This is a genomic window from Paenibacillus phyllosphaerae (assembly GCF_014192105.1).
Lineage (GTDB): Bacteria > Bacillota > Bacilli > Paenibacillales > Paenibacillaceae > Paenibacillus_Z > Paenibacillus_Z phyllosphaerae.
This window is the reverse complement of the sequence record NZ_JACHXK010000027.1, coordinates 15,715-39,472: the sequence shown is the minus strand read 5'-3', so window position 1 is coordinate 39,472 and position 23,758 is coordinate 15,715. Positions and strand designations below refer to the sequence as shown.

General features: G+C 55.3%; 14 protein-coding genes. All 14 read left to right on the top strand.

Annotated elements, in window-relative coordinates; genetic code table 11:
- Positions 1–271 precede the first annotated feature (271 nt).
- The 14 genes from FHS18_RS30735 to FHS18_RS30670 all read left to right on the top strand — a co-directional run bounded on the left by FHS18_RS30735 (position 272) and on the right by FHS18_RS30670 (position 23,634).
- Positions 272–694, top strand: a complete 423-nt coding sequence (locus FHS18_RS30735; protein ID WP_183604231.1) for a DoxX family protein — start codon at positions 272–274, stop codon at positions 692–694.
- Between the two features lie 34 nt (positions 695–728).
- Positions 729–1,058 carry a metalloregulator ArsR/SmtB family transcription factor gene (locus tag FHS18_RS30730; RefSeq protein WP_183604230.1) on the top strand — a complete coding sequence of 110 codons (330 nt, stop codon included), beginning with the start codon at positions 729–731 and terminating at the stop codon, positions 1,056–1,058.
- Positions 1,055–1,477 (top strand): SRPBCC family protein, encoded by a 423-nt coding sequence (locus FHS18_RS30725; protein ID WP_183604229.1) that lies wholly within the window; start codon positions 1,055–1,057, stop codon positions 1,475–1,477. Before FHS18_RS30730 ends, FHS18_RS30725 begins: the two co-directional genes overlap by 4 nt.
- A 50-nt stretch (positions 1,478–1,527) precedes the next feature.
- Positions 1,528–2,121, top strand: a complete 594-nt coding sequence (locus FHS18_RS30720; protein ID WP_183604228.1) for a YdeI/OmpD-associated family protein — start codon at positions 1,528–1,530, stop codon at positions 2,119–2,121.
- 173 nt (positions 2,122–2,294) lie between these two features.
- A complete protein-coding gene (locus tag FHS18_RS30715) occupies positions 2,295–3,131 on the top strand; it encodes a tetratricopeptide repeat protein (protein WP_183604227.1) in 837 nt (278 codons plus the stop codon).
- A 176-nt stretch (positions 3,132–3,307) separates the two neighbouring features.
- Positions 3,308–4,336 (top strand): ROK family protein, encoded by a 1,029-nt coding sequence (locus FHS18_RS30710; RefSeq protein WP_183604226.1) that lies wholly within the window; start codon positions 3,308–3,310, stop codon positions 4,334–4,336.
- A gap of 67 nt (positions 4,337–4,403) precedes the next feature.
- Complete coding sequence (locus FHS18_RS30705) at positions 4,404–5,603, top strand: MFS transporter (RefSeq protein WP_183604256.1); 1,200 nt, start codon at positions 4,404–4,406, stop codon at positions 5,601–5,603.
- Positions 5,604–5,841: 238 nt separating this feature from the next.
- Positions 5,842–7,290 (top strand): ABC transporter substrate-binding protein, encoded by a 1,449-nt coding sequence (locus FHS18_RS30700; RefSeq protein ID WP_183604225.1) that lies wholly within the window; start codon positions 5,842–5,844, stop codon positions 7,288–7,290.
- 111 nt (positions 7,291–7,401) lie between these two features.
- Positions 7,402–8,355: a carbohydrate ABC transporter permease gene (locus FHS18_RS30695; protein WP_183604224.1), complete on the top strand. Its 954-nt coding sequence runs from the start codon at positions 7,402–7,404 to the stop codon at positions 8,353–8,355.
- Complete coding sequence (locus tag FHS18_RS30690) at positions 8,352–9,185, top strand: carbohydrate ABC transporter permease (RefSeq protein ID WP_183604223.1); 834 nt, start codon at positions 8,352–8,354, stop codon at positions 9,183–9,185. The genes FHS18_RS30695 and FHS18_RS30690 overlap by 4 nt, the downstream gene beginning before the upstream one ends.
- A gap of 166 nt (positions 9,186–9,351) precedes the next feature.
- Complete coding sequence (locus FHS18_RS30685; protein ID WP_183604222.1) at positions 9,352–14,562, top strand: Ig-like domain-containing protein; 5,211 nt, start codon at positions 9,352–9,354, stop codon at positions 14,560–14,562.
- A 117-nt stretch (positions 14,563–14,679) separates the two neighbouring features.
- Positions 14,680–19,902: a LamG-like jellyroll fold domain-containing protein gene (locus tag FHS18_RS30680; protein WP_183604221.1), complete on the top strand. Its 5,223-nt coding sequence runs from the start codon at positions 14,680–14,682 to the stop codon at positions 19,900–19,902.
- 234 nt (positions 19,903–20,136) lie between these two features.
- The gene (locus FHS18_RS30675) at positions 20,137–21,738 is read left to right on the top strand and encodes a response regulator transcription factor (RefSeq protein ID WP_183604220.1); all 1,602 of its coding nucleotides are present in this window, start codon (positions 20,137–20,139) and stop codon (positions 21,736–21,738) included.
- Between the two features lie 54 nt (positions 21,739–21,792).
- Positions 21,793–23,634 carry a sensor histidine kinase gene (locus tag FHS18_RS30670; RefSeq protein WP_183604219.1) on the top strand — a complete coding sequence of 614 codons (1,842 nt, stop codon included), beginning with the start codon at positions 21,793–21,795 and terminating at the stop codon, positions 23,632–23,634.
- Positions 23,635–23,758: the final 124 nt, after the last annotated feature.

Here is a 23,758-nt window from a genome sequence, read left to right as displayed (position 1 = left end):
CGTAATGCACAAGCGTAATGAGCAATTGTAATGCACAAGCGTAATGCACAAGCGTAATGCACAAGCGTAATGCATAGATTGAATACCCAAAAGCCGCAAACCAGCGGCTTTTTTTATTTTTCGCAAGCTAGCGGTAAATCCGTTGACAGGACACCAAAAGGTGTCTTATAATAAAAGCGTCACCAAATGGTGTCCGATTATCGATTCACCATTCGTAACTTGGTCAGTATGTAACTAGAGGTAGCCGAAACCATATTGAGGAGGAAGTTGAATGAGCATGAGAGGGAGAACGATCGCGTACTGGTCCGTCACTTTGCTGCTGGCAGCGGCAATTACGTTAAGCGGAATCGGCCAGTTGATGCAGGTTGGGGGCAATCTCGAGCTAGTGACGAATCTTGGATATCCCGTGTACATCATGACCATACTTGGAATTTGGAAACTGCTCGGCGTGATCGCGATTGTCGTGCCAGGCCTTCCGCGGCTGAAAGAATGGGCATACGCAGGTATTTTCTTCCTTATGTCGAGTGCATCCTTGTCCCACATCTTCGCTCACGATTATGGCGATCACGGCTTTAATGTTATCCTTCCGCTTGCTTATGCGCTGCTGTCTATCCTATCTTGGGCTTTGCGCCCGAAAAATCGTATACTATCAGGAGGTGGAGAGATAAACGCTTCTCTGACATACCAACATTAGCACTATTACAGATACTTGATTAGGAGGGACTGTTGTGAGCGAGAACAACCAGGGGCGGGATGTTTTTGACGCGATCGCAGATCCGACTAGGCGTCGACTGATTCGTCTTTTAGCTGAAGCTGAGGAGATTCCGCTGCATGAACTAACGGTGCAGTTTCCCATGGGGCGTACTGCGGTATCCAAGCATTTGACCATTCTTAAAGAGGCCGGACTGGTCCTGGACCGGAAAGTCGGCAGAGAAACGCGATTCCGACTGAATGCCGCCCCGCTCCAAGAAATTCACGATTGGACAGCTTACTACACCAAATTCTGGCGTGCCAATATGCTGCGCTTGCAGCACCTATTAGAGGAGGAAGAAGAATGAGTTTAACGTTGAACCTGGATCATCAATACACGACAACGATCGAGAAGCTGTGGACGGCCCTGACCGATTCCGGCAAGCTGGCCAAGTGGATCGCGAACATTCAGACCGGCATACCGATGGAGAATAATTTCAAGGCTGAAGTGGGACATCGGTTTCAGTTCCGGACGCAGCCGACCGAATGGTGGGACGGCGTGATCGACGGCGAAGTGCTGATCGTGGATGAACCCCACAAGCTGTCTTACACATGGGCTAGCGGGGAAGAAAAGCACACGATCGTCTGGACGCTGCAGGATCTTGGCGAGGGTAAAGTTAATCTTCACCTCGAACAATCTGGCATCTCGACGGCTCCGGCGCTCAATGGCGCTAAGTATGGCTGGAGCAAATGGTGCGGCGAACTGGAGAACGTTTTGTCGGTATAATCGCAGCCATTAATGAGGAACGACCCAATAACGGAAGAGGAGTGCCCTTAATGACGACTCGCGTAACGAATCCGAAGGTTGACGGTTTTCTGCGTAAAGCGAAAACATGGAAGGAAGAATTCGAGAAGCTCCGGAAGATCGTCCTTGATTGCGGGTTAACGGAGGACTTCAAATGGATGCATCCCTGTTATACGCTGGAGGATAAGAACATCGTGTTGATCCACGGGTTCAAGGAGTATTGTGCGCTTCTGTTCCACAAGGGCGCCCTGTTGAAAGATGTCCATGGCATCCTCATCCAGCAGACGGAGAACGTACAGGCGGCGCGCCAGCTTCGATTCACCAACGTGCAACAAATCATAGATATGGAAGCAACGATTAAAGCCTACATCTATGAAGCCATAGAGGTGGAGAAATCCGGTCAGACCGTGGAGTATAAAAAGACGACCGAATACAGCATGCCTGAAGAGTTCCAGCAGAAACTCGACGAGCTTCCCGCCTTGAAAGAAGCGTTCGAAGCGCTGACGCCGGGCCGACAACGCGCCTACCTGTATTATTTCGCGCAAGCCAAACAATCCAAGACGCGCGTGGCTAGGATCGAAAAGTACATCCAGCCGATTCTCGAAGGCAAGGGAATAGACGATTAGAGATTTATAAGAATGCTTACCGTTGACAAGTTGTCGATGGTAGGCATTTTTGTCGTGGTCAGCGGAGCAAGAGAGGGGAATGGGAAAAACGATACGAAAAAATAACTAGATATTGGAACTTAATATGGGTATAATTCCCTGAGTTGCGTTAGCAGGGCGATAAGGGGGATAACGTGAAAACAGAGAAATCACCACGTATAAAGAACCGTGTACGCATTGCAATTGCTATTGCGGGTATGTCATTGGTCGCCACATGTCTCTTCATCATGAGCTTTTTTAACATCGACTCTTATTTGAAGTATCAATTTGCGAGCATTCAATTCAATGACGGTGATTATGAAGAAGCCAGCCAGATTTATTCATCTCTAGACGTATACAATGATTCGGAATCTCGCTTAATCAAAAGCCGGTATCTCCAAGGAAAGAAATTATTTTTTGAAGGTGAATACTCGGAAGCGGCAAAATATTTTCTTCTTGTCGGTGACTATCTGGATGGACAGGATTTGTATCGCGAATCTAGATATTTGTTAGGGGAACAGTATAGGAGAGAAGGTCAGTTTGCTCGTGCCGCTAACCAGTTTGCCAGTCTTGCAGGATATAAAGATGCAGATTTACAACTTATAGCAAGCACATACGATCACGCAAAACAGAATTATCAAGCAAGCGAAATTACGAAAGCAAAGCTAGGATTTCAAAACATTAAGCACTATAAAGATGCTTCAGCATACTTAAAAATGATAAGCATGATTGAAGGAAGTCGCAGCGAGTATCTGAAGATGAAGAACGAATATCTAGCACAAAAGACAGGAAGTCCATATTCAGGTTTACCTATGGCTGAATATCTGCCTGCCATTAGCATGACAAGGGATGAGGTGCGAAAGACATCGTGGGGTGAACCGCAAGACATAGCCAAAGCCAATGGGAAATACAGTGTGAATGAGTTATGGTCCTACCCCTATGGAAAATACTTGTTCTTCGAATATGGTCTTGTTGCAGTAATTCAAGAGTAACATTCGTCACGCACCTTTATGCTCCGTTGCTCCCTGTTTTTTGGAAGCAAAGGAATGACACCGCCCTTCAATAGGCGGTTATTTTTTAGCCTATAATTGACTTCACATCCGGGGAACGGTATACTCCACTTATTAAAATAGTTATAAAAAGTATCTAAATAAGGGGTTGAGCATGTATGCCACCTGTCACCCATAATACGATTCAAGTCAAGAAAATGAATGTGGAACTCATCAAGAACGCGTTGAAAGTGCAGGGCGTCAGCACCAAAGCCTCCATCGCCAATCTAACGAAGCTGAGCGTCGCCACATGCGGGAGCATCTTGAACGATTTGGTCGCGGCAGGCGAGGCGATCGAGCTGGAACCGGATGAACCGAACGGGGGCCGACCGGCCAAGAAATATAAGTACAACGTCGATTTTGGCTGCGCCATCTGTCTGCTTGTCAAGACGGAGGGAGGGAACCACTCGATCTGCTACCGCGTCGTGAACCTGGTCGGCGAAACGCTTCAAGAGGCTGAACTGCAGCTGCAGCATATCGATGTCGAAGCGGTCGACAGCTTAATCGGCCGACTGTTGAGCGAGCATGCGCATGCTATCGCGATCGGCATTGGCATACCGGGGGTCGTCCGTCGCGGGATCATCGGGGTGTGTGACGTTCCGGATCTGGCAGGCCAGCCGTTAGGTCCCTATATAGAAGACAAGTATGAAGTAACGACTGTCCTTGAGAACGATATGAACATGACGGTGTACGGTTTCTACCATTTACAGAACTTCGAAGAAGAGAAAACGTTCGCCGTCGTCACGTTTCCGAAGAACCATTTTCCCGGGGCAGGCTTAATCGTTGACGGGCGAATCTTAACCGGCAATACGAAATTCGGCGGCGAGGTGTCCTTTTTACCTTTGGGCATGACACGCGAAGAGCAGTTGGATCAGCTGCTGACCGAGGAAGGTTTTGTACGGATTGCGGTTCGGATCTTGACCTCGATCATTGCGATATTGAATCCGATTGCGATCGTCCTTACAGGCGAGCTGCCGCGTGGCGTTCAACTTGAAGATCTGGTTGCGGGCTGTCTCAAGGACATTCCAACCGAACATATGCCGGAACTGCATATTCAGAAGGATACGCATCAGGAATATATGCAGGGCATGGCTGCGTCCACATTAGAAAGTTTAACCTATCGCTTGCAAATTACGGAGCGACGATAACCGATATCAATACAGGGGGAAATGAAGCGTGGAGAAGGCCAAAGCCAAATTCAACAAGATTTATGCCATGCAATTGGCGACCATTTTCATCGGTTTTATCATCTTCGGATTCTCGGAGAACATCAAAGGTCCGGCCATTCCGCGCATTCAGTATGATTTTGCGCTCAGTGAAGGTCAGCTCGGCACGTTATTATCATTGAATGCCCTTGGTTACTTGATTGCCTGCTCCTTCACGGCCGTGTTAACGCGAATCTGGGGCATCAAGCGGGTCACGATTATCGCTTTCGGCCTGATGGCCGCTTCCGGCATACTCATCTTCGTATCCAACTATTATGCTATGTTCTCCGCTTCCTATTTTCTCATGTACATCGGGAACGGCATGCTGGAGATTGCCCTTGCCGTGCTAGGCGCCCGCATCTTCGTACGCAACACCGGCACGATGATGAACTTGTCCCATGGCTTCTATGGCTTAAGTTCGACGGTCGCGCCGCTTATTGCGACAGGGCTGATGAAAGTCACGATCAACGATTATACGCTAGACTGGCGCGGCATGTATTTGGCGATGCTTCTGTTGTCCGTGATCCCGATTGTTTTTGCCGCGTTAAGCAAGTTTCCGGGGGATGACATCAAGCAGGAGGAACGGGTTCCGATGAGGCAATTGCTGAGAGACCCGGTGATTTGGTTCATGGTGCTCATCTTATCGTTCGGCGTCACTTCGGAGCTCGCTGTAGGCGGGTGGCTGGTTAACTTCCTGGAGAAAGCCTATGACTGGGATACCGTCACCGCCTCGGGGATGTTGTCTGCCTTCTTCTTATGCTTCGCGCTTGCGCGGATTCTATTGGGGCCGATAACCGATCGCATCGGGTTCACGCTGTCGCTCATTATCTTCTCAGGCTTGTCGGCGCTCTGTACCTTTGCCGCCATTGCGGGCGGCGAACCGCTCGCCTTCCTGTTTGCCGCATCCGGCATAGGCATCGCCATTATCTACCCGACGGTCATGGCGTTCATTGCCAAGCGGTATCCGACCGGCAGCGACGCGGCGATTACGTTCACCGTGACGATGATGGGACTCGGCAGCGTCATCGGCAATTACCTGATCGGCGGCATTATCGACTGGACCAAGAATAGGGCCGGCGAAGAATCGTCTGAAGGGCTCGTCCGCGGACTTCAAGCCGGGTATGGATTTATCGGGTTGTGCGCAACGTTATGCGCGATAAGCGGCATTATTCTGTATTTCTATTTACGTAAGCGCAGAGAGGTCATTTAGCCCGCCTCCGATTACGTTTCGAGTTCGTTAATGAGAAGTTCCTATGAGTTCGAGTGCCGCCCTCAATCATCCATGAATGGTTGAGGGCGGTCTTTTTTTGCGCTGCGAATGGGATCTTCTAGATTTAATCCACGATTATAAAGATTTTAGAATGTTCAAGTGAAAACGCAATCATTAGTATTAGAAGTGGGAAAAGGATACGCCGCTTAAGCGCTTTTTGATAAAGGGGAGGTACGTTATGATGAGAAGTCGCAAAGCCATTCAAGCAGTCGCTGCAGTCATGCTTTTGTCCACGTTTCTGGCCGGCTGCGCAGGTTCGAACAACAACGGCGCAGCAACCACGGATAACAAGGAAGGCAACGCATCCTCCACGAACGGTCAATCGCAGACGGAAGGCAATGGCAACGCAGCCCAAGATCAAGAGCCGGTCACGCTGAAATTCACGTTCTGGGGCAGCCCGCAAGAGAAGACGGCGATCGAACAGGCGACGAAGAAGTTCACCGAGAAATATCCGTGGATTACCGTCGACGCGATCCACATCCCGGAAGCCGATTACGACGCGAAGATTACGGCGATGGTCGCGGGCAACGAGTCGCCTGACCTTGGATACATGCACGGCGAGCTGGCCGACCCATGGCAGAAGGAAGACAAGTTCGTCAACATGTTCGAGCTGCTCGACAACGATGACGAGCTGAAGCGGGAAGATTTTCTCGACTACATCTGGTTCAAATCGTCGGAAGATTTCGCTTATGGCATCAGCACGGCGGGAGAGACGTTCGGCTTGTTCTACAATAAGGATCTGTTCGACGAGGCGCAGCTGTCCTATCCGCCGGCGAAACCGGGCGAAGCCTGGACGTGGGACGAATTCGTCGAAGTCGCCAAGAAGCTGACGATCGACCAGAACGGCAACAACGCCACGGAGCCGGACTTCAATCCGGACAAAATCCGCCAATTCGGCGTATCGTTTGAAACGTGGCACGGCCCGATCCATGCGACGGTCATCAACAACGAAGGCGAATGGATTACGAAGGACGGCAAATTCGGCTTCAGTCAGCCGGAAGCGACGGAAGCGATCCAGCGCCTGGCCGACCTGATCAACGTGCACCATGTGGCACCGTCGCCTGTTCAGATGAAGTCGATCCCATCCCAAGCGGTCGCGCTGCAATCGAAGCTGGTCGCGATGTCGATGCACGGCCAATGGATTAACCTCGATCTCGGCGCAGCCAAAGTGAACTACGATATCGGCGTCCTGCCGAAGATGAAGCGCAGCGTGCCGATGGGTATCAGCGGTGCCTCCGTCATCTACAAGTCGACGAAGCATTTGGAAGAAGCATGGCTCTTGACGAAGTTCCTCGAGAATCCGGAAGGGTCGATCGATCTGTACCGCGACGGGCTGTGGATGCCGACGATGACGAAGTGGTACACCGATCCTGAGCTCGTGGCCAAGTGGGCAGAGAACAATCCGGCTCACCCGTCGGGCTTCAAGGACGCCATGATGAACAACTTGCTGAACAACGGCGTGCCGAACGGTTCCTACTATATCAAGAACTTCTCCAAGATCAACGCGATCACGTTCTCCGGCATGGATGAAGTATGGCTGGGCAAGAAAACGGCTGAGCAGGCGATGAAGGATATCGAAGCGAAGGTACAGCCGGAGATTCAAGGACGCTATGACGTAACGCCGTAAGCGAAGCTTGCAACCGCTGTTCGCAATGAGGGAACCGCAAGCGCCAGCGGCGCAGGAAGACTGCAGCCCAGGCGGTTCCCTCCAATCCAATAAGAGTTGGAGTCATGCCTTATGAAAACGATGGCTACTTACCAGGAGCGCACGGTGGCGCGCGGTCGGGCAGGCAAGCGTAAGCGGCCACCGAAGGATCTCGGCTGGGGGATATTGTTCGCCTCGCCGGTACTGCTCGGCTACCTCATCTTCGTCGTCATTCCGATTGCCGCCACGCTGTACCTAAGCTTCACGTCGTACAATGTCGGCTCCTCCGCGGAATGGATCGGCTTCGATAACTACACCCGCTTGTTCAACGGCGGCGATCCCTTCTTCTTCCCGGCGGTCAAAGCGACGATCTACTATGTCGGCTTGAGCGTGCCGCTCGGCATTATACTTTCGTTCTTCGCCGCAATCCTGCTGAATCAGAAGATTGCCGGACGGGCGATCTTCCGCGGTATCTTCTATTTGCCGGTCATCATCCCGCTGGCTGCCTCGTCGATGGTATGGCTGTGGCTGCTGCAGCCGGATTTCGGCATCGTCAACTATGCGCTGGATTCGGTCGGACTGCCGGAATCCAGATGGCTCGGCGATACGTCCTCGGTCATTCCGACCCTCATCTTGTTCAGCTTCTGGACGCTCGGCAATACGATCGTCATTTTCCTCGCGGGACTGCAAGGCATCCCGGCCCATCTCTATGAGGCGATCGAGATCGACGGCGGCAACGCATGGCACAAGCTGATCTACGTTACGATCCCCATGAGCTCGCCGATCATTTTCTTCAACACCGTCATCGCTTTCATTAACGGTTTCCAGACGTTCGTACAGCCGGCGGTTATGACGCAGGGCGGACCGAACAATGCCAGCCTCATGTACGTGCTGTTCCTCTTCAATGAAGGGTTCAAGTTCTCCCGCATGGGCAGCGCGAGCGCGATCTCCATGCTGCTGTTCGTCATCATCGCCTTGTTCACAGCCGTCATCTTCATCTTCTCCCGGTCGTTCGTCTATTACGAAGGGGGGAATTCGAAGAAATGAGAACGTTATCGTTAGGGAAAAAAATCGCCGTGTACGCCTTGCTCGTGGCAGGCAGCATCTTCTGCCTGTTCCCGATCTATTGGATGCTGCGCACGTCGATGATCAATATGGGCGATCTGTACCAGATGCCGCCGAAGCTGCTGCCGAGCAACCTGCAGCTGGATAATTACAAGACCGCGCTCGAGGCGTATCCGTTCGGCCGGTTCTTCTTGAACAGCACGATCATCACCGTATCGGCGATCGTCGGCGTCCTGCTCTCCAGCTCCTTATGCGCCTACAGCTTCTCCCGCATCGACTGGCCGGGCCGGGATAAAATATTCGGCTTCATCCTCACCGGCCTCATGATTCCGTTCTTCGTCGTGATGATTCCGCAGTTCGTCTTCTGGAAAACGCTGCATCTGACCGATACGTTCGTACCGTTGATCGCGCCGGCATGGTTCGGCGGCGGCGTGTTCAATATATTCCTGCTGCGCCAGTTCTTCTTTGGCATCCCGCGCGACTTGGACGAAGCGGCCAAGGTGGATGGCGCCGGCCACTTCCGGATTTATTGGCAGATTATTATCCCGATCGCCAAGCAGGCGATGATCGTCGTCGGACTGCTTACTTTCTTGGCCAACTGGAACGACTATCTCGGACCGCTGGCCTTCATTACCTCGGAGGAGAATTACACGCTCATGCAAGGACTGACGTTATTCCAAGGCTCCTACTCCGCGCAGTGGCATCTCATGATGGCCGCAACGGCGGTCATCGTCATCCCGTCGCTCGTCATCTTCCTGATCGCGCAGCGGCATTTCATTGAAGGCATCGCCATGACGGGCGTGAAGGGGTAGCCGAGTTCGGCCGCACCTAGCGCAGTCTTACTAACGTTGCGCACACTTGGCGCGGGCTGCAGATCGCTTCGCGCCAATGCGATAAATCCGCCACGCGGAGGTGATGATCGCTTTATCGGCTAACCGATTGTCCAATGAACGGATAAAAACTGGGGAGGTTGCCTGCATGTCATCCGCATCACAACGCAAGAAGGGAAAAAGCGCCAAACGAACGGTCTCAACGGTTATCGCATCGGTCATCGCGCTTGGAAGTTTGCCGATCTACGCTTCGGCGGCCAATAATCCGGGCATGCCGGTGTTTATAAGCTCAGGAAACGTCATTCCTGCCGAACCGGCCGCATACGATCCGGGCCGCAGCATGATGCAAGCGATGTACGAGGCCGAGAAGGACGGCACCGATTTCTGGATGGACCGCCTGCTGGCTCGTCCCGGCAACGACCCGGCCCGCGAAGCGCGCGGCGTCGACTTGATGACCAGGGGCAGAGCGCTGTACATGAAGGAGCACACGCCGGGTACGCTCGGTTTCGCAGGCCGCACAGCCTATCAGGATGTACTGGGCGGCAGCGCGTATACGGTCAGTTTCTCCTCAGGCAACCTGACCGAGGATGTCGCGAAGCGCGTCCAGATGCCGAGCCATTGGCGGAGCGAACATAACGGCGGCGGACTTCGCGTTGCCCAGCAGAAGTTTATTACCGACAACAATGCGGCCGTCACGCTGCTGTCGATTACGAACACAAGCGATCAGCCGAAAACGGTGACGATGACCGTGACGCCGTCCTATGTAACAGGAGCCGAAGGCAACGAGCTCACCGGCGTCATCAATTCGCCCCGCAATCTGACGAAGCTCTATACGCGCATCGGCGGCATTGGGCTTGCGCCGGACGGTCTGAAGCTGACCCGGACGCTGACGATCGGAGCGGGCGAAGCTGTGGACGCGAATGTCGTCATGGGCTTCACGGCGAAGGAAATCCCGCAGTCGGCCGAAGACTATGAACGGTTTACGGCATACACCAATTCGGAAGCGTTTGCAAAACAAACGCAGGAATACAACAAGTGGTGGGCGGACAATGTGCCGTACATCGACGTCCCTGACGAGAACATCAAGAAGATCGCTTATTACCGCTGGTGGCTGAACCGGTTCAACTACCTCGACGCCAACATTCCGGGCAACGACTTCCAGTTCCCGACCTCGATCGAAGGCGTGCTTGGCTACAACAATGCGATCGTGCTGACGCAGCCGATGCATATTCAGGATTTGCAGTATTTCCGCAATCCGATGTATGCCTACGGCGACTGGGTATCCGTCGGCGAGACGTCGAACGAGGGCGCGTTCACCGACAATCCGGGCATGCCGGACAACTGGAACAACTACTACACGCAATATTTGTCCGAAGCGGCCTGGGGCAGCTACAAGGTGCATGGCGGTCAGCCGGCGATTATCGGCAACCTCGCGCATTATGCAGAGAAGGACGTGGACGGACAACTGTTCCGTTTTGACCAAAACAACAACGGCGTCATCGCCTACGACTGGGGCGCGTTGACCGGCAATGATGCAGACGCCGTATCATTCCACTGGCGATCAGGCAACCAGGAGCGGGCGGAAGGCGCTTATGTCTACGCCGGCGCCAAGGCGGCAGCCGAAATGTACGATTTTATCGGTAACACCGGGAAGAGCGCCGAATTGAATGCCACGGCTTCTGATATCCAAGAAGGCATTCTGACGCAGCTGTGGGACGACGCGGACCAGGTGTTCAAGCACCGCCATATCGGAACGGACGCGCTGAACCCTTGGAAGGAAATCAACAACTATTATCCGTTCACCGCGGGCGTCGTGCCGAACGAGGACAAATACAAGGAAGCGTTGCGCCTGTGGCAGGACGACCAGGAATATCCGATCTTCCCGTTCTTCACGGCGAACCAGAAGGATAAGGCTGCGGCGGCCGCAGCCGGCGAGCCGGGCTCGAACAACTTCTCGACGATCAACTCGACCGTCACGTTCCGCTTGTTCGCCAAAGCGCTGCGCGACTATCCGTCGGAGTATATTACGCCTGAGATGTATAAGCAGCTTCTGTACTGGGTCGCATGGGCGCAATATTACGACGGTGACACGCGTTATCCGGATGCGAACGAATTCTGGGCGAACTGGAATCCGGCAACGAAGAAGATCGAGTACCGCTCGTGGATCCATCACAATATCCTCGGCAACTACAACTATACGCTCATCGAGGATGTAGCGGGTCTTCGTCCGCGTCTGGACGACAAGATCGAGCTGTCGCCGATCGACATCGGCTGGGATCATTTTACGGTCAACAACGTGAACTATCATGATCAGGACCTGACGATCGTGTGGGATAAACCGGGCGATGGCACGGCCCATTATGGCGACGCGCCAGAGGGTTACTCGGTCTTTATCGACGGGGAGCGCGCGTTCACGGCCGATAAGCTGGTACCGCTCGAGTGGGACCCGGCAACGGGCAAAGTCACGTTCCCAAGCGGCGAAGGTACGGCGTTGTACGAACAAACGATGTCGGATCTTAAAGAAGCGAAGGATGTGCAACTGACGGAGACGCGCATCGTCGATATGTTCCAGAAGGCAGGCGTAGATCTGAAGACGGAGACAGCCGGCCTTGCGAACCTTGCCCGCGAGAACGGCGTCCAGACGAGCGCTTCGTTCACGGCATCCGGTACGGATAAGTCCGATGCAGTGGACGGCTTCACGATCTCGGGCACATCGAAACCGCGCGAGGCTGCTTTTACCCCTCCAATCTGGGGCACGAAGGGATCGCCGAACGCGAGCGACTCCTATGAGATCGACTTCGGCAAGCCGACGACGTTCGATGACGTGAAACTGTACTTCTTCAATGACCGTTCGGCGTCCGGCGGTTACAGCGAACCTTCGATGTACCGAATCGAGGTGTACGACGGCAGCGGCTGGGTGAATGTGGAGAAGCAGTTCAAGACGCCGACGATACCGCAGGCGAACTTGAACGAGGTCCAATTCCCGGAAGTTACGGCAAGCAAAATGCGGGTCACCGTTACGCATAAAGGCGCGAACAAAACCGGCCTCAAAGAAGTTCAAGTGTACAGCACCGGCATCGTGCCGCCGGTACCGGTCAACGAGAAGCCGGAGGTCACGGCGCAGATCGACGGCGGACCGAAACTTCCGCTGCAAGCGAAGCTGCTCGGCAGCGCAACGGATGACGGCTTGCCGAATGGCACCGTAGACGTGACATGGAGCCTTGTCGATGGTCCCGGCAACGTGGCATTCACGGATGCGCATGCGTCGAATACGACCGCAACGTTCACCGCTGCGGGCCAATATAAGCTGAAGTTCGAAGCGACGGACGGCGAGCTGACGGGAAGCGCGCAGCTGGACGTTACCGTCGATCCGCTGCCATCGGAAGTGAACGTGGCGACATCCGGCGTGCCGACGACTTCGTTCGTCTCCAGCTGGGAAGTGCTCGGCGCGGTCAATGACGGACTCGACTGGCCGAATTCCAACCCGGCGAACGGCACGGCGGCAGGCGGGATTCCTAGGTATGGCAACTGGAGCCAGCAAGGCACGCAGTGGGTCGAATATACGTGGAGCGAGCCGGTGAAGATCGGCAAATCTTCCGTGCAATGGTTCGACGACAACGGCGGCGTGAAAGTGCCGAAATCATGGAGCTTGCAATATTGGAACGGCACCGAGCTTGTGAACGTGGAGAATCCATCCGAATATGGTCTGACGAAGAATGGATACAACACGGTCGAATTCAAGCCTGTGACCACGACGAAGCTGCGCATTCAGATGGTGAGCAACGGCGCTTCGACCGGCATGCTGGAATGGAAGGTATTCGCCATTGCGCCGGTGAGCGTCCAGCAGTCGAAAGTGCCAACGCTGGTCGGCGTGCAGCCGAAGCTGCCGGCGAAGGTCGAGCTGACGTATGCCGACGGCAGCGTACTGAATAGCGCGGTGAACTGGTTCCCGATTCCTGACGAGCAGCTACAGAATCCGGGCTCCTCGTTCCAAGTGACCGGCCTTGTGAACGGTTCGCCGATTGCGGCCGAAGCGACCGTGTATGTACGCGTCACCGATGCGGTGCAAGTGACGAATATTACCGACGTGAACGTCACGACCCAAGTGGGCGCGATGCCTGTCCTGCCGGGCTTCGCGGATGTGCTCTACAACGACGGTTCATGGGATAACGTGAGCAATGCCATCACGTGGGATGCTATCGATCCTGCGCTGATCAATAAAGCAGGCAATTTCATCGTGGAAGGAACGATCGCGGCGACGACTACGAAGGTCAAAGCCTATGTGACCGTAGCGGCAGGCGCCATCTCGAGCATCAAACCGGTCGATGTCGCGACATCGGCGGGAATCGCCCCTGTCCTGCCGGAACAAGTTACCGTCGTCTATCCGGACGCATCGGAAGGAACGGCTTCGGTAGTCTGGGAAGCGATAGCGTCATCGCAATATGCTCAGCCTGGCACGTTTACGGTGAATGGAACGGTAGTCGGAACGTCGCTCAAGGCTGTGGCTACGGTAACGGTTGCGGAAGCATCCGAACTGCCGCGCGGTACGCTCACCGGTCCGGATGAAGTGTCCTCAGGGGAGACGTTCGATGTTACTTTCGGACTGAGCGACGTGGATCACAGCGTATTGGCCCAAGATATCACGTTCTCATACGACAGCGACAAGCTGTCTTATGTGGGCGTAGATGAGGAGCTGCTCAATGAAAACTTCAAGCTCGTAGGCGAAGAAGACGGCGAAGGCGAAGTCCGGCTCATTCTGGCGAACATCGCCGGCGCAGATGCGAATGTGAACGGCGGCCTCTTGAAGCTGACGTTCCAAGCGAAGGATAGCGAGTCGCTCGGCGTTGCCAATATCTCGGCTTCGCAGATCGTGACGGCGAATGCGGAAGGCGCGGAGACGCAACTTGCGGCAGCCGTGTACGATGTACGCGTCAACGGCGTGAACAAAGCTTCGCTCCTGGCGCTGATCGCGGAAGCGCAGCAGGTGCATGACGCTGCGGTCGAAGGCACGAAAGCCGGCCAGTATCCGGCAGGGGCCAAAGCGGCCTTGCAGGCGGCGATCGATCAATCGAAGGCGATTGCGGCGACTACCGGCGCATCGCAAGCTGTCGTCGAGCAAGCCGTTGCCGATCTGAACGAAGCGTTGCAGACGTTCAAGGCGCTCGTCATCAAGCCGCGTCCTGGCGACGTGAGCGGAGACGAGAAAGTAACGGTTGGCGATCTGGGCATCGTGGCGGCTGCCTACGGCAAGACGAACGCGGATCCGCATTGGGAACAGATCAAGAAGTCGGACATCAACGGCGACGGCGTCATCGATATTCTCGACCTTGCGGCGCTCGCGCGACTGATTCTCGGCTAAGACGTTACGCTCTTATACGATTTCATAGACTCATCTGACCGGGGAAGGCATGATTGCCTTCCCTATCTTTTAAGCGAAAATACCTGCATCTCATATCGAATTGAAAGCAGGGTGAACATGATGAAACGACGCAGTAAACGAACCTTGTCGATCGTCACGGCGGCAGCGCTCTCGCTGTCCTTGCTGCAGCCGGCTAATATCGGCTGGGCTTCCGATTCCGATTCCAGCAATGTCCTTGCCGCGGCTGAGGAGCCATTCGACTACAAGCTCGCGATCGATGCGACAGCGCCAGGAGCGGCGATCAGCCCGAATCTGAATGGGATTTTCCTCGAGGATATCAACTATGCGGGCGACGGAGGCTTGTACGCCGAGCTGGTGCAGAACCGGTCGTTCGAATTCGACGAGCGGCTGCGTGCCTGGTCGAAGGTGACTACTGGCGGTGGAGTCGGGACACTTACGGTGGAGTCAGATAATCCGCTGAACAAGAACAATCTGCGTTATGCAAGGCTGATCGTGCAGACGCCGGGTCAAGGCGTAGGCATCGCGAATACCGGTTTCGGCGGCATCGCCGTCGAGAAGGGCGAAGGCTACGACTTCTCCGTCTACGTCCGGAGCCAAGGCGCCTTTGACGCGCCGCTCTCGATCGCGCTGCAGAACGCCGACGGCGAGACAATCGGCCAGACGACAATAGAGGGGATCACGGAGTCATGGCAGAAGCTGACCGCCGAGTTGACCGCGGAAGAGACGGCGGCTTCCACGAAACTGGTCGTGACGACGAAAGGCACCGGCACGATTGAGCTGGATATGGTGTCCCTGTTTCCCAAGAAGACATGGAAGAGCCGTCCCGGCGGATTACGCCCCGATCTCGTGCAGATGATGGCGGACATGAAGCCGAAGTTCATCCGCTTCCCGGGCGGTTCGATCGTCGGCGGGCGCAGCGTCGACAACTTCTACCGGTGGAAGAATACGATCGGGGACGTCGCCGAACGCCCGATCAACAAGAACTTCTGGTCGGATCCCGCGCGCGGCAACGATCCGTATTATTATCAAACCGGCGGACTCGGCTTCTTCGAATATTTTCAGCTGTCCGAGGATCTCGGGGCGGAGCCGCTGCCGGTTCTGAACGTCGGCATGGCCGAGCAATTCCTTGCTCCCGGCGTCGTCGTACCGCTCGATGAGCTGCAGCCTTATATTCAGGATGCGCTTGATCTAATCGAATACGCGAACGGACCGGCGACGAGTGAATGGGGGGCGAAGCGAGCTGCTGCGGGGCATCCGGAACCGTTCAACCTCAAGTATGTGAGTCTGGGGAACGAGCATTGGACGCAGGCGTATTTTGACCGCTACCAGTTGTTCTACGATGCGATTAAGGCGAAGTACCCGGAAATCAACCTGATGTTGTCTTCCGGCGCCTACGCGTCGGGCAACGAATTCAACACGGCATGGGATTGGGTACGCGAGACCGGCAAGGCAGAGGTGGTCGACGAGCATATGTACCAGCCGCCGACATGGTTCCTGAACAATACGAACCGCTACGACGGCTATGATCGCAGCGGTCCGCCGGTCTTCGTCGGCGAATATGCGGCCCATATCGGGTCGGGCGACAAGGGGCGGATCAGCAGCATGCAAGGCGCGATCTCGGAGGCGGCCTTCATGACGGGCCTTGAGCGCAACGGCGATATCGTCCGCTTCGCTTCCTACGCGCCGACGTTCGCCAAGGAGAACAACGTGCAATGGACGCCGGATCTCATCTGGTTCAACAACAAGACCACTTATGGCGCGCCGAGCTACTACGTGCAACAGCTGTTCAGCGAGAATGTCGGCGATACGGTCGTGCCTAGCGAGCTTACGCGGCAATCCGAGCAGCAAGCACGTCCGGTGACGGGCAAAATCATGCTGGCGACTTGGGCCACATCCGTCGATTATGACGACGTGCTGGTGAAGTCGAACAACGGCGAGACGCTCTTCAGCGACGATTTCAGTGCCGCGGGCAGCAGTTGGACGACGGCTGGGGGAAGCTGGCAGGTGACCGATGGCGTCATGCGCCAGGCAGGCAATGCGACGCCAGCCCGCACGGTCGCCGGAGATGCGAGCTGGTCGAATTATACGTTGACGATGAAAGCGACGAAGAAGTCCGGCGGCGAAGGGATGCTGGTCGGCTTCGGCGTCAAGGACACGGACAATTACTATTGGTGGAATATCGGCGGCTGGGGCAATACGCGTACCGTCGTGGAGAAGGCGGTCGGCGGCGGCAAATCCGAGATCGGCGCGGTCAATACGACGTTCCGGGTCGAGACCGGCAAGACGTACGACATCAAGATCGAGCTTAATGGCGCAACGGTTAAGTGCTATATTGACGGCCAGCTGATGCATTCCTTCAGCGATACGGGCGCTTCGGCGCAGCAGTTATACTCCGTCGTCAGCAAGGATGCGCAGAGCGGCGATCTGATCGCCAAGCTCGTGAACAGCGGTCCGGATGCGCAGACGGTCCGACTGGATCTGAGCGGCGCAGGCGAGATCGAGCCATTCGGAACGGCGATCGAACTGACGGCGGATGAACCCGGCGATCAGAACTCGTTCGCGGATCCGCTCCATGTCGCGCCAGCCATTAAGCTGCTGGAAGGCGTGTCGAGCAGCTTCAATTACGAGCTGGCAGGCAATTCAGTCGTCGTACTGAGGCTGAAGACGAAGGCGGGCATCGCATCGGCCGGTACGGCAGAGGTGGTAACGGCGGAACATTCGGCGCCGGCTCTGCCTGAGAAACTCCCGGTTGTCTACAGTGACGGAACCGAAGGAGAAGCTGAGGTAGATTGGAACGACGTGAGGCAGTTCCAATATGATCAGCCGGGAACGTTCCGGGTGAACGGGACAATCGCAGGCGTGCCTTATGTCGTTCACGCGAACGTGACGGTGACGGAAGGAACGGAGCCCGAGCCGGAGCAGCAACCGGAATTGGTCCTCCGCTATAACTTCGATGAAGCGGACGGCACGACCGTGACCGATGCCTCCGGTCATGGCCATGACGGTATCATTAACGGCACGCTGAATCGGGAGACGAGCGGCAAGCAAGGCGGGGCACTGTCCTTTGCGGGTGCCAACGGGAATTACGTGAACGCCGGAACGAGCGGCGATCTGCAGCCGGGCAGCGTCACCGTCTCGTATTGGATCAAACGGACGACGGATATGGCAAGCGCGGAGAACGTCCTGCTCTGGTTCAAGCCAACCAGCGGCTACAACCAGAACGGGATGTACATCACCTACAACGGGGCGGACGCTTCGAACCCGTATTCGAGCTTCGTCGTCATCGATGGCTTCAACGGATTTTACGTGAAAGCGTCCCCGAACGATTTTCTCCCGCTGAATGAATGGACGCATATCGCGGTGACCTTCGACTCGGCATCGAATGCGGCGGCAATCTACAGGAACGGCGAAGCGCAGCAGCTGTCGAACGTCGGTGCGCCGGATTCGATTACGGCGACGGAAGACGCGAAGAAGATCGGCGTGTCCGGCTACAATAACGGCGGCCAGCTGAACGCGCAGCTTGATGACCTCCGGCTGTATCGCGGGGCGATGACGGCAAGCCAGATTCAAGCGGTATACGAGGGGCGGGATATCCGCAGCGTCCAAGAGATCAACGTATCGACCATTGCCGGGATCGCGCCGAAGCTGCCGCGAACGGTCATCGTCCAGTATGAGAACGGGTCTGAAGGTACGGCGGTCGTCGATTGGGAGACGCTCGATCCGGCAGACTATCAGACAGCGGGTCAATTCACGGTAACAGGTACCCTCAAAGGGACTACGCTCCAGGCACAGGCAACCATCACGGTAGAGGAAGCCCCTGCTTCGATTCCGCATCTGGTCGCCAGATACGCGTTCGATGAGACGGAAGGAAGCGACGTGCACGACTTGTCAGGCAGCGGACTTCACGGCGTCGTCAAAGGTGATGAACCCACGTGGCTGTCAGATGGCCATGAAGATGGAGCGCTTCAGTTCAACGGCACGAATAACGGCATCGAGCTCGGCACAAGTCCGGATCTGCAGCCGGGCAGCGTCACGGTCTCTTACTGGATCAAGCGGACGGAGGCGATGGATGGGCGCAACAGCAACATCGTCTGGTTCAAGGAAGGGTGGAACGGCAACGGTTTCTATATTACCTACGACGGCTCCAATCCCGCCGACCTTAGCTCCAGCTATATGATCGTCGACGGTTTCAACGGCTTCTACGTGAAGGAAAGCCCGGATCAGTTCCTCCCGCTGAACGAATGGACGCATATTGCGGTGACGTTCGATTCGGAGACGAACGAAGGGGCGATCTATAAGAACGGCGAGAAACAGACGATTACGATCAATGGCACGCCGAACTCGATCACGCCGACTTCGGCGAAGAACAAGCTAATCGGCATGTCGGAGTATTCGAATTCGCACTTGAACGCGGGGCTCGACGATCTGCGGATCTACAATGCCGCGCTCTCGGAAGCGGAGATCAAGACGCTCTATGAAGGCGAAGCCGCACAGCCGTCGGGCGGAACGATAACCGGTCCGGAAGAGGTTGCGGGCAGCGCGTCGTTCGATGTGTCCTTCGGATTAAACGGCGTAACTCCAGACATGAAGGCTTTCGACGCCTTGATCACGTATGACAGCGACAAATTGACCTACGAAGGCATCGGGGAAGAACTGAGCGATCGCGTGAAGCTCGTCGGCGACGCCAGCCAACCGGGCGAAGTGCGGCTATTGCTCGCGAACGTTGATCCTCAAGATGAGGCGGATTTCAGCGGTCCTATCGTGAAGCTGAAATTCAAGGCCAAAGATACGGATGAGGCTGGCCTAGCGAATATATCGGCAACTTCAATCGTGGCAGCCGACGGCACCGGCAAGGAGACGGAGCTGGCATCCGCCGTATGGAGCGTCCGGATCAACGGCGTCGACAAAGCGGCGCTGAACGCCTTGATCGCCGAAACGCAACAGGCGCATGATGCGGCAGTGGAAGGCACGAAGCCAGGCCAGTATCCGGCTGGCGCGAAGGCGGCTCTACAGCAAGCCATCGACAAGGCGAAGAGCATCGCTGCCAATGCGAACGCCACGAAAGCACAGGTCGAGCAGGCCGCATCCGAGCTTAACGAAGCGCTGCAAAGGTTTAAGGCGCAAGTCATTAAACCGCGTACTGGCGATATCAGCGGCGATGATAAGATCACGATCGGCGATCTGGGTATCGTAGCCGGTTACTACGGCACGGCGTCAACGAATCCGAAGTGGGAACAGATCCGCAAGTCCGATCTGAACGACGACGGCGTCATCGACATTCTCGATCTGGCCGCGCTCGCAAGGCTCATACTCGAGTAAAACGTAATATCAAGGGATGTCCAACCGGGCATCCCTTTTCGGGATACGGATTGGTTTGAGCAGCCGCCAGGCTGATCAGCATTCCGTAGAGACAGGATTGGTTTGAGCAGCCGCCAGGCTGATCAGCATTCCGTAGTGAAACGACTCGGTTTGCGCCGACAAAAACCTACAAAACCTCTCATTGTCATATGAAAACGCAATCATTAGTATAGACAAAAGAAGGGGGCGGAAGCGATGTACGCCATTTTATTAGTGGATGACGAGCCGGGACATCTCATGGGCCTATCCAAGCTCCTCCGTCGGTTGCGGCCGGATTGTTCGCTGCATACGGCGAAGAACGGCCTAGAAGCGCTTGCCTTGTGCGAGCGGGAACATTTCCACCTCATCATAACGGATATCCAAATGCCGATCATGGACGGACTGCATTTCATCGAGCAGCTGCCGGAGCGTTCCGAGCCGCGCAGAATCATCTATCTGACTGGCTATAACTATTTCGAATACGCACAAAAGGCGATCGGGCTCGGCACGTTCGAATATGTGCTCAAGCCGATCGATGTCGATAAATTCATGACCGTGCTTGAGCGGGCGGAGAAAAGTCTCGGCGAGGAGCGGGAGCGTCTGGCGGAGCAGATGAAGATGGCAGCCAAGCTGGAAGCCGTCGTTCCTGTCTACCGGAATCGGATTTTGACGGATTGGATACGAGGTAATCCGCAATCGCAAGAGGCGAACGCCGAGCTGGAAGGACTAACCGCCGCGATAGAAGAAGGCCATCTGCTCGTGCTCAAGTGGTATGAGTCGGCTGATCGGAAAGAGTGGGAAGCTGAGCTGCTGCGATCCCGCGTGAAGCAATGGCTGATCGAAGACGCCGGTTGCTTAGACGAAGGCAGCTTCGTTTTTGCCCCGGATCATGACCGCCGGATCATAGTGGTAATCTGGAAGCAGGAACCAATCGATATGCATCTGGAAGCCATCGCTCGCTTTGTCAGCAACCTGCACCCAGACTCCGAGGTGAGACTGGGGCTAAGCAGCCGCAGCATCCAGATTCTAGCAGATGCTCCCGTCTTGTACGGCGAAGCGCTCACGGCATGCGAGGAAGGGTTCTATGCGGAAGAGCGGTCGGTCTATCGATATGAAGCGGGGACAATGAGAGAGAGCCATCCGATATCCGTCGATTCGAGAGACGAGTCGATCCTGACCGACGCTCTTAATAAAGAGGTTGGCGAAATCGGGCTGGCTTCAGCCGTCGAGGCGGTGGTCGGCCGTCATATCGCGAAGAAGCCTTACCCTAGGCCGTCGGATCTGGCGGAATGGATGATCCGTCTGCTATGCCGGATCGCGGAGTCGGCGGAGCTGCTCGGCCCGGAGACGCGGGCGCAGATGATCGCCGAGATCGGAAGTATGCTCGTTCCCTCGAACCTAGAGGGTCTGCGCAAGTTCGCGGCCGAACGGCTTGGCGATATCACGGCTGCGCTCGCCGAAGCGAGAAAAGGCCATAAAGACAATGTGATACAGGACTGTCTCGCTTATATCGACGAGCACTACATGCAGGATTTGTCGCTGGAGTCGGTCGCGGCCGTGTTTCACTTCAATCCGAGCTACTTCAGCCAATATTTCAAGAACAAACTGAACATCAATTTTAGCCAATATTTGACCCAGATCCGCCTGATGAAGGCGAAGAACGAACTGGAGCAGAGCGACGATCGGGTCTATCAGGTGGCGGAGCGGCTCGGCTACCACGACGTCAAATATTTCAACCGCGTCTTCAAAAAGGAATTCGGCCTGACGCCGGAGGAGTACCGGTCGATCGCCAGAAGAATGAAACAGGCGCACTCGTAGACGAATGCTCAAACGTTGTGATCGTACGCAGTTTGTCCGTTACAGGAGGCCCATATGGCATTCTTCCGCAGGTTGAACGACCGGCTCATACAGATGAAAATGCGATCGAAGCTGATTCTGTTCTTCGTGCTGCTTATCTCGCTGCCTTCGGCCATCAACGGCTTCATCAGCTATAAGGCGAGCACGGATATCATCGTGAATAACGCCCGGGATAGCATTGAAGAGATCGTCCGCAAGAATAATGCGGTGACCGACATTATTTTCCGCCACATCGAAGAACGGACCATCTCGCTCATCTCGGATCCGGATCTGTTCGCGTTATTCGACCGGCCGCGGCCGCAAAGCGACCAGGAGCTGGTCCAGATGGACCGGAAGGCGACCGCGATTCTGAACAAATATTTTGGCCATGAGCAGGATCTGTACACCGCACAGCTGGTGACGAGCTACTTCAGCTTCGGATCGGGCAACGCGCCGTATACGACCAATTCTCCGTTCGTCTCCGTGTCGCATGAAGGATTCGTCCAATCGAGCATCTATAGGGAAGTGACCGAGCGAAGGGGCAGTCTCATCTGGATCCCGACGTATGATCTGACCCGTGCCTACAATCAAAGTCAGCTGTACTCGATGGACCCCAAATTCAGGCTCGTCTTCTCGAGCGCGCGCGTCATCAACTGTTCGCCGATCATTGACGGCGTCAGCTATACGTGGCCGCAGACAGTTGAGCGCCCCGTGCTGCTGATCAACTTCAACGAGGATTTCTACAGCAAGGTGGTCGAGCAGAGCCTGCTCGTCGACGATGCCTACTTCTATGTCGTGTCCAAAAGCGGGCTGATCGTCACGCATCCGGATATCGCGAAGCTGGGCACGCGCGACTCGAACGGCTGGTTCAAGACCGAATTCACGGCGGCTTCGGGCACCTCGCTCGTCGAAGAGAACGGGGAGGATGTGCTGATTGGCTACGATATCTCGCAAGTGACCGACTGGGTGACGGTTGCGGTCGTCCCTTACAAGCAGCTGATTCGCAATCTGCCTACGGTCCGGTACATGGATCTGATGACCGCGGCCGCGATGACGATCGTGGCGATCTTCATCGCCTTCATGATTTCCGACTGGCTGACCAAGCCGATCAAGAAGCTGCTGGTGGCCATCCAGCTGACCGGCGCGGGCGACTTCAACACGAAGATCAAGGAGCATTCGCAATTCGAATTCCGCATTCTGATCAAGAAATTCAATCAGATGAATGAACGGATTCAAGGTCTGATCAAAGAAAATTACGAGAGCACGCTGCGGGAGAAGGAGGCCGAGATCATGGCGCTCAATCTGCAGCTGAATCCGCACTTTCTATACAACACGCTGAACATTATTAATTGGATGGCGATCGACCGGGACGAGAAGGAGATCAGCAAAATGATCGTCAGTTTGTCGACGATGCTGCAATTCACGGTCAACAACAAGCAGGAAATCGTGCCTTTAAGAGACGACCTCGAGTGGCTGCGCAGTTACACGCACATCATGGAGAACCGTTATGACGGGGTATTCAAAGTGGTCTATGAGCTGGACGACATCCCCGGCGATTGCAAAGTACCGAAGCTGTTCCTGCAGCCGATCGTCGAGAACGCGATTATCCATGGCTTCGAATCGCTGGAGCAGGGCGGGTTCATTCGCATCAGCGGGGAACATGACGGCGAGCGGCTGCGGTTCGTCGTACACGACAACGGCAAAGGCATGTCGGCGCTGCAGGTGCAGTCGCTGCTCGCCTCGGAGCGTGCGGGAATCGGCGTACAGAATGTTGCCAAGCGGATACGGCTGCTATACGGCGATGCGGCCAAGCTCGATATCAAGTCGGAAGAAGGAACGGGTACAGCCGTTACGATCATCATACCGTTGGTCAGATGATGGTTAGCTGCTGATGGAGCGGATGTTGAAGGCGGGGATTGGGAGCGGAGGTCAGTGTGCCTCCGCTTTTTTTGCATTCTACGGGAAGCGATATTAACCGTTCATGCAATCCCATGTTTCTGGG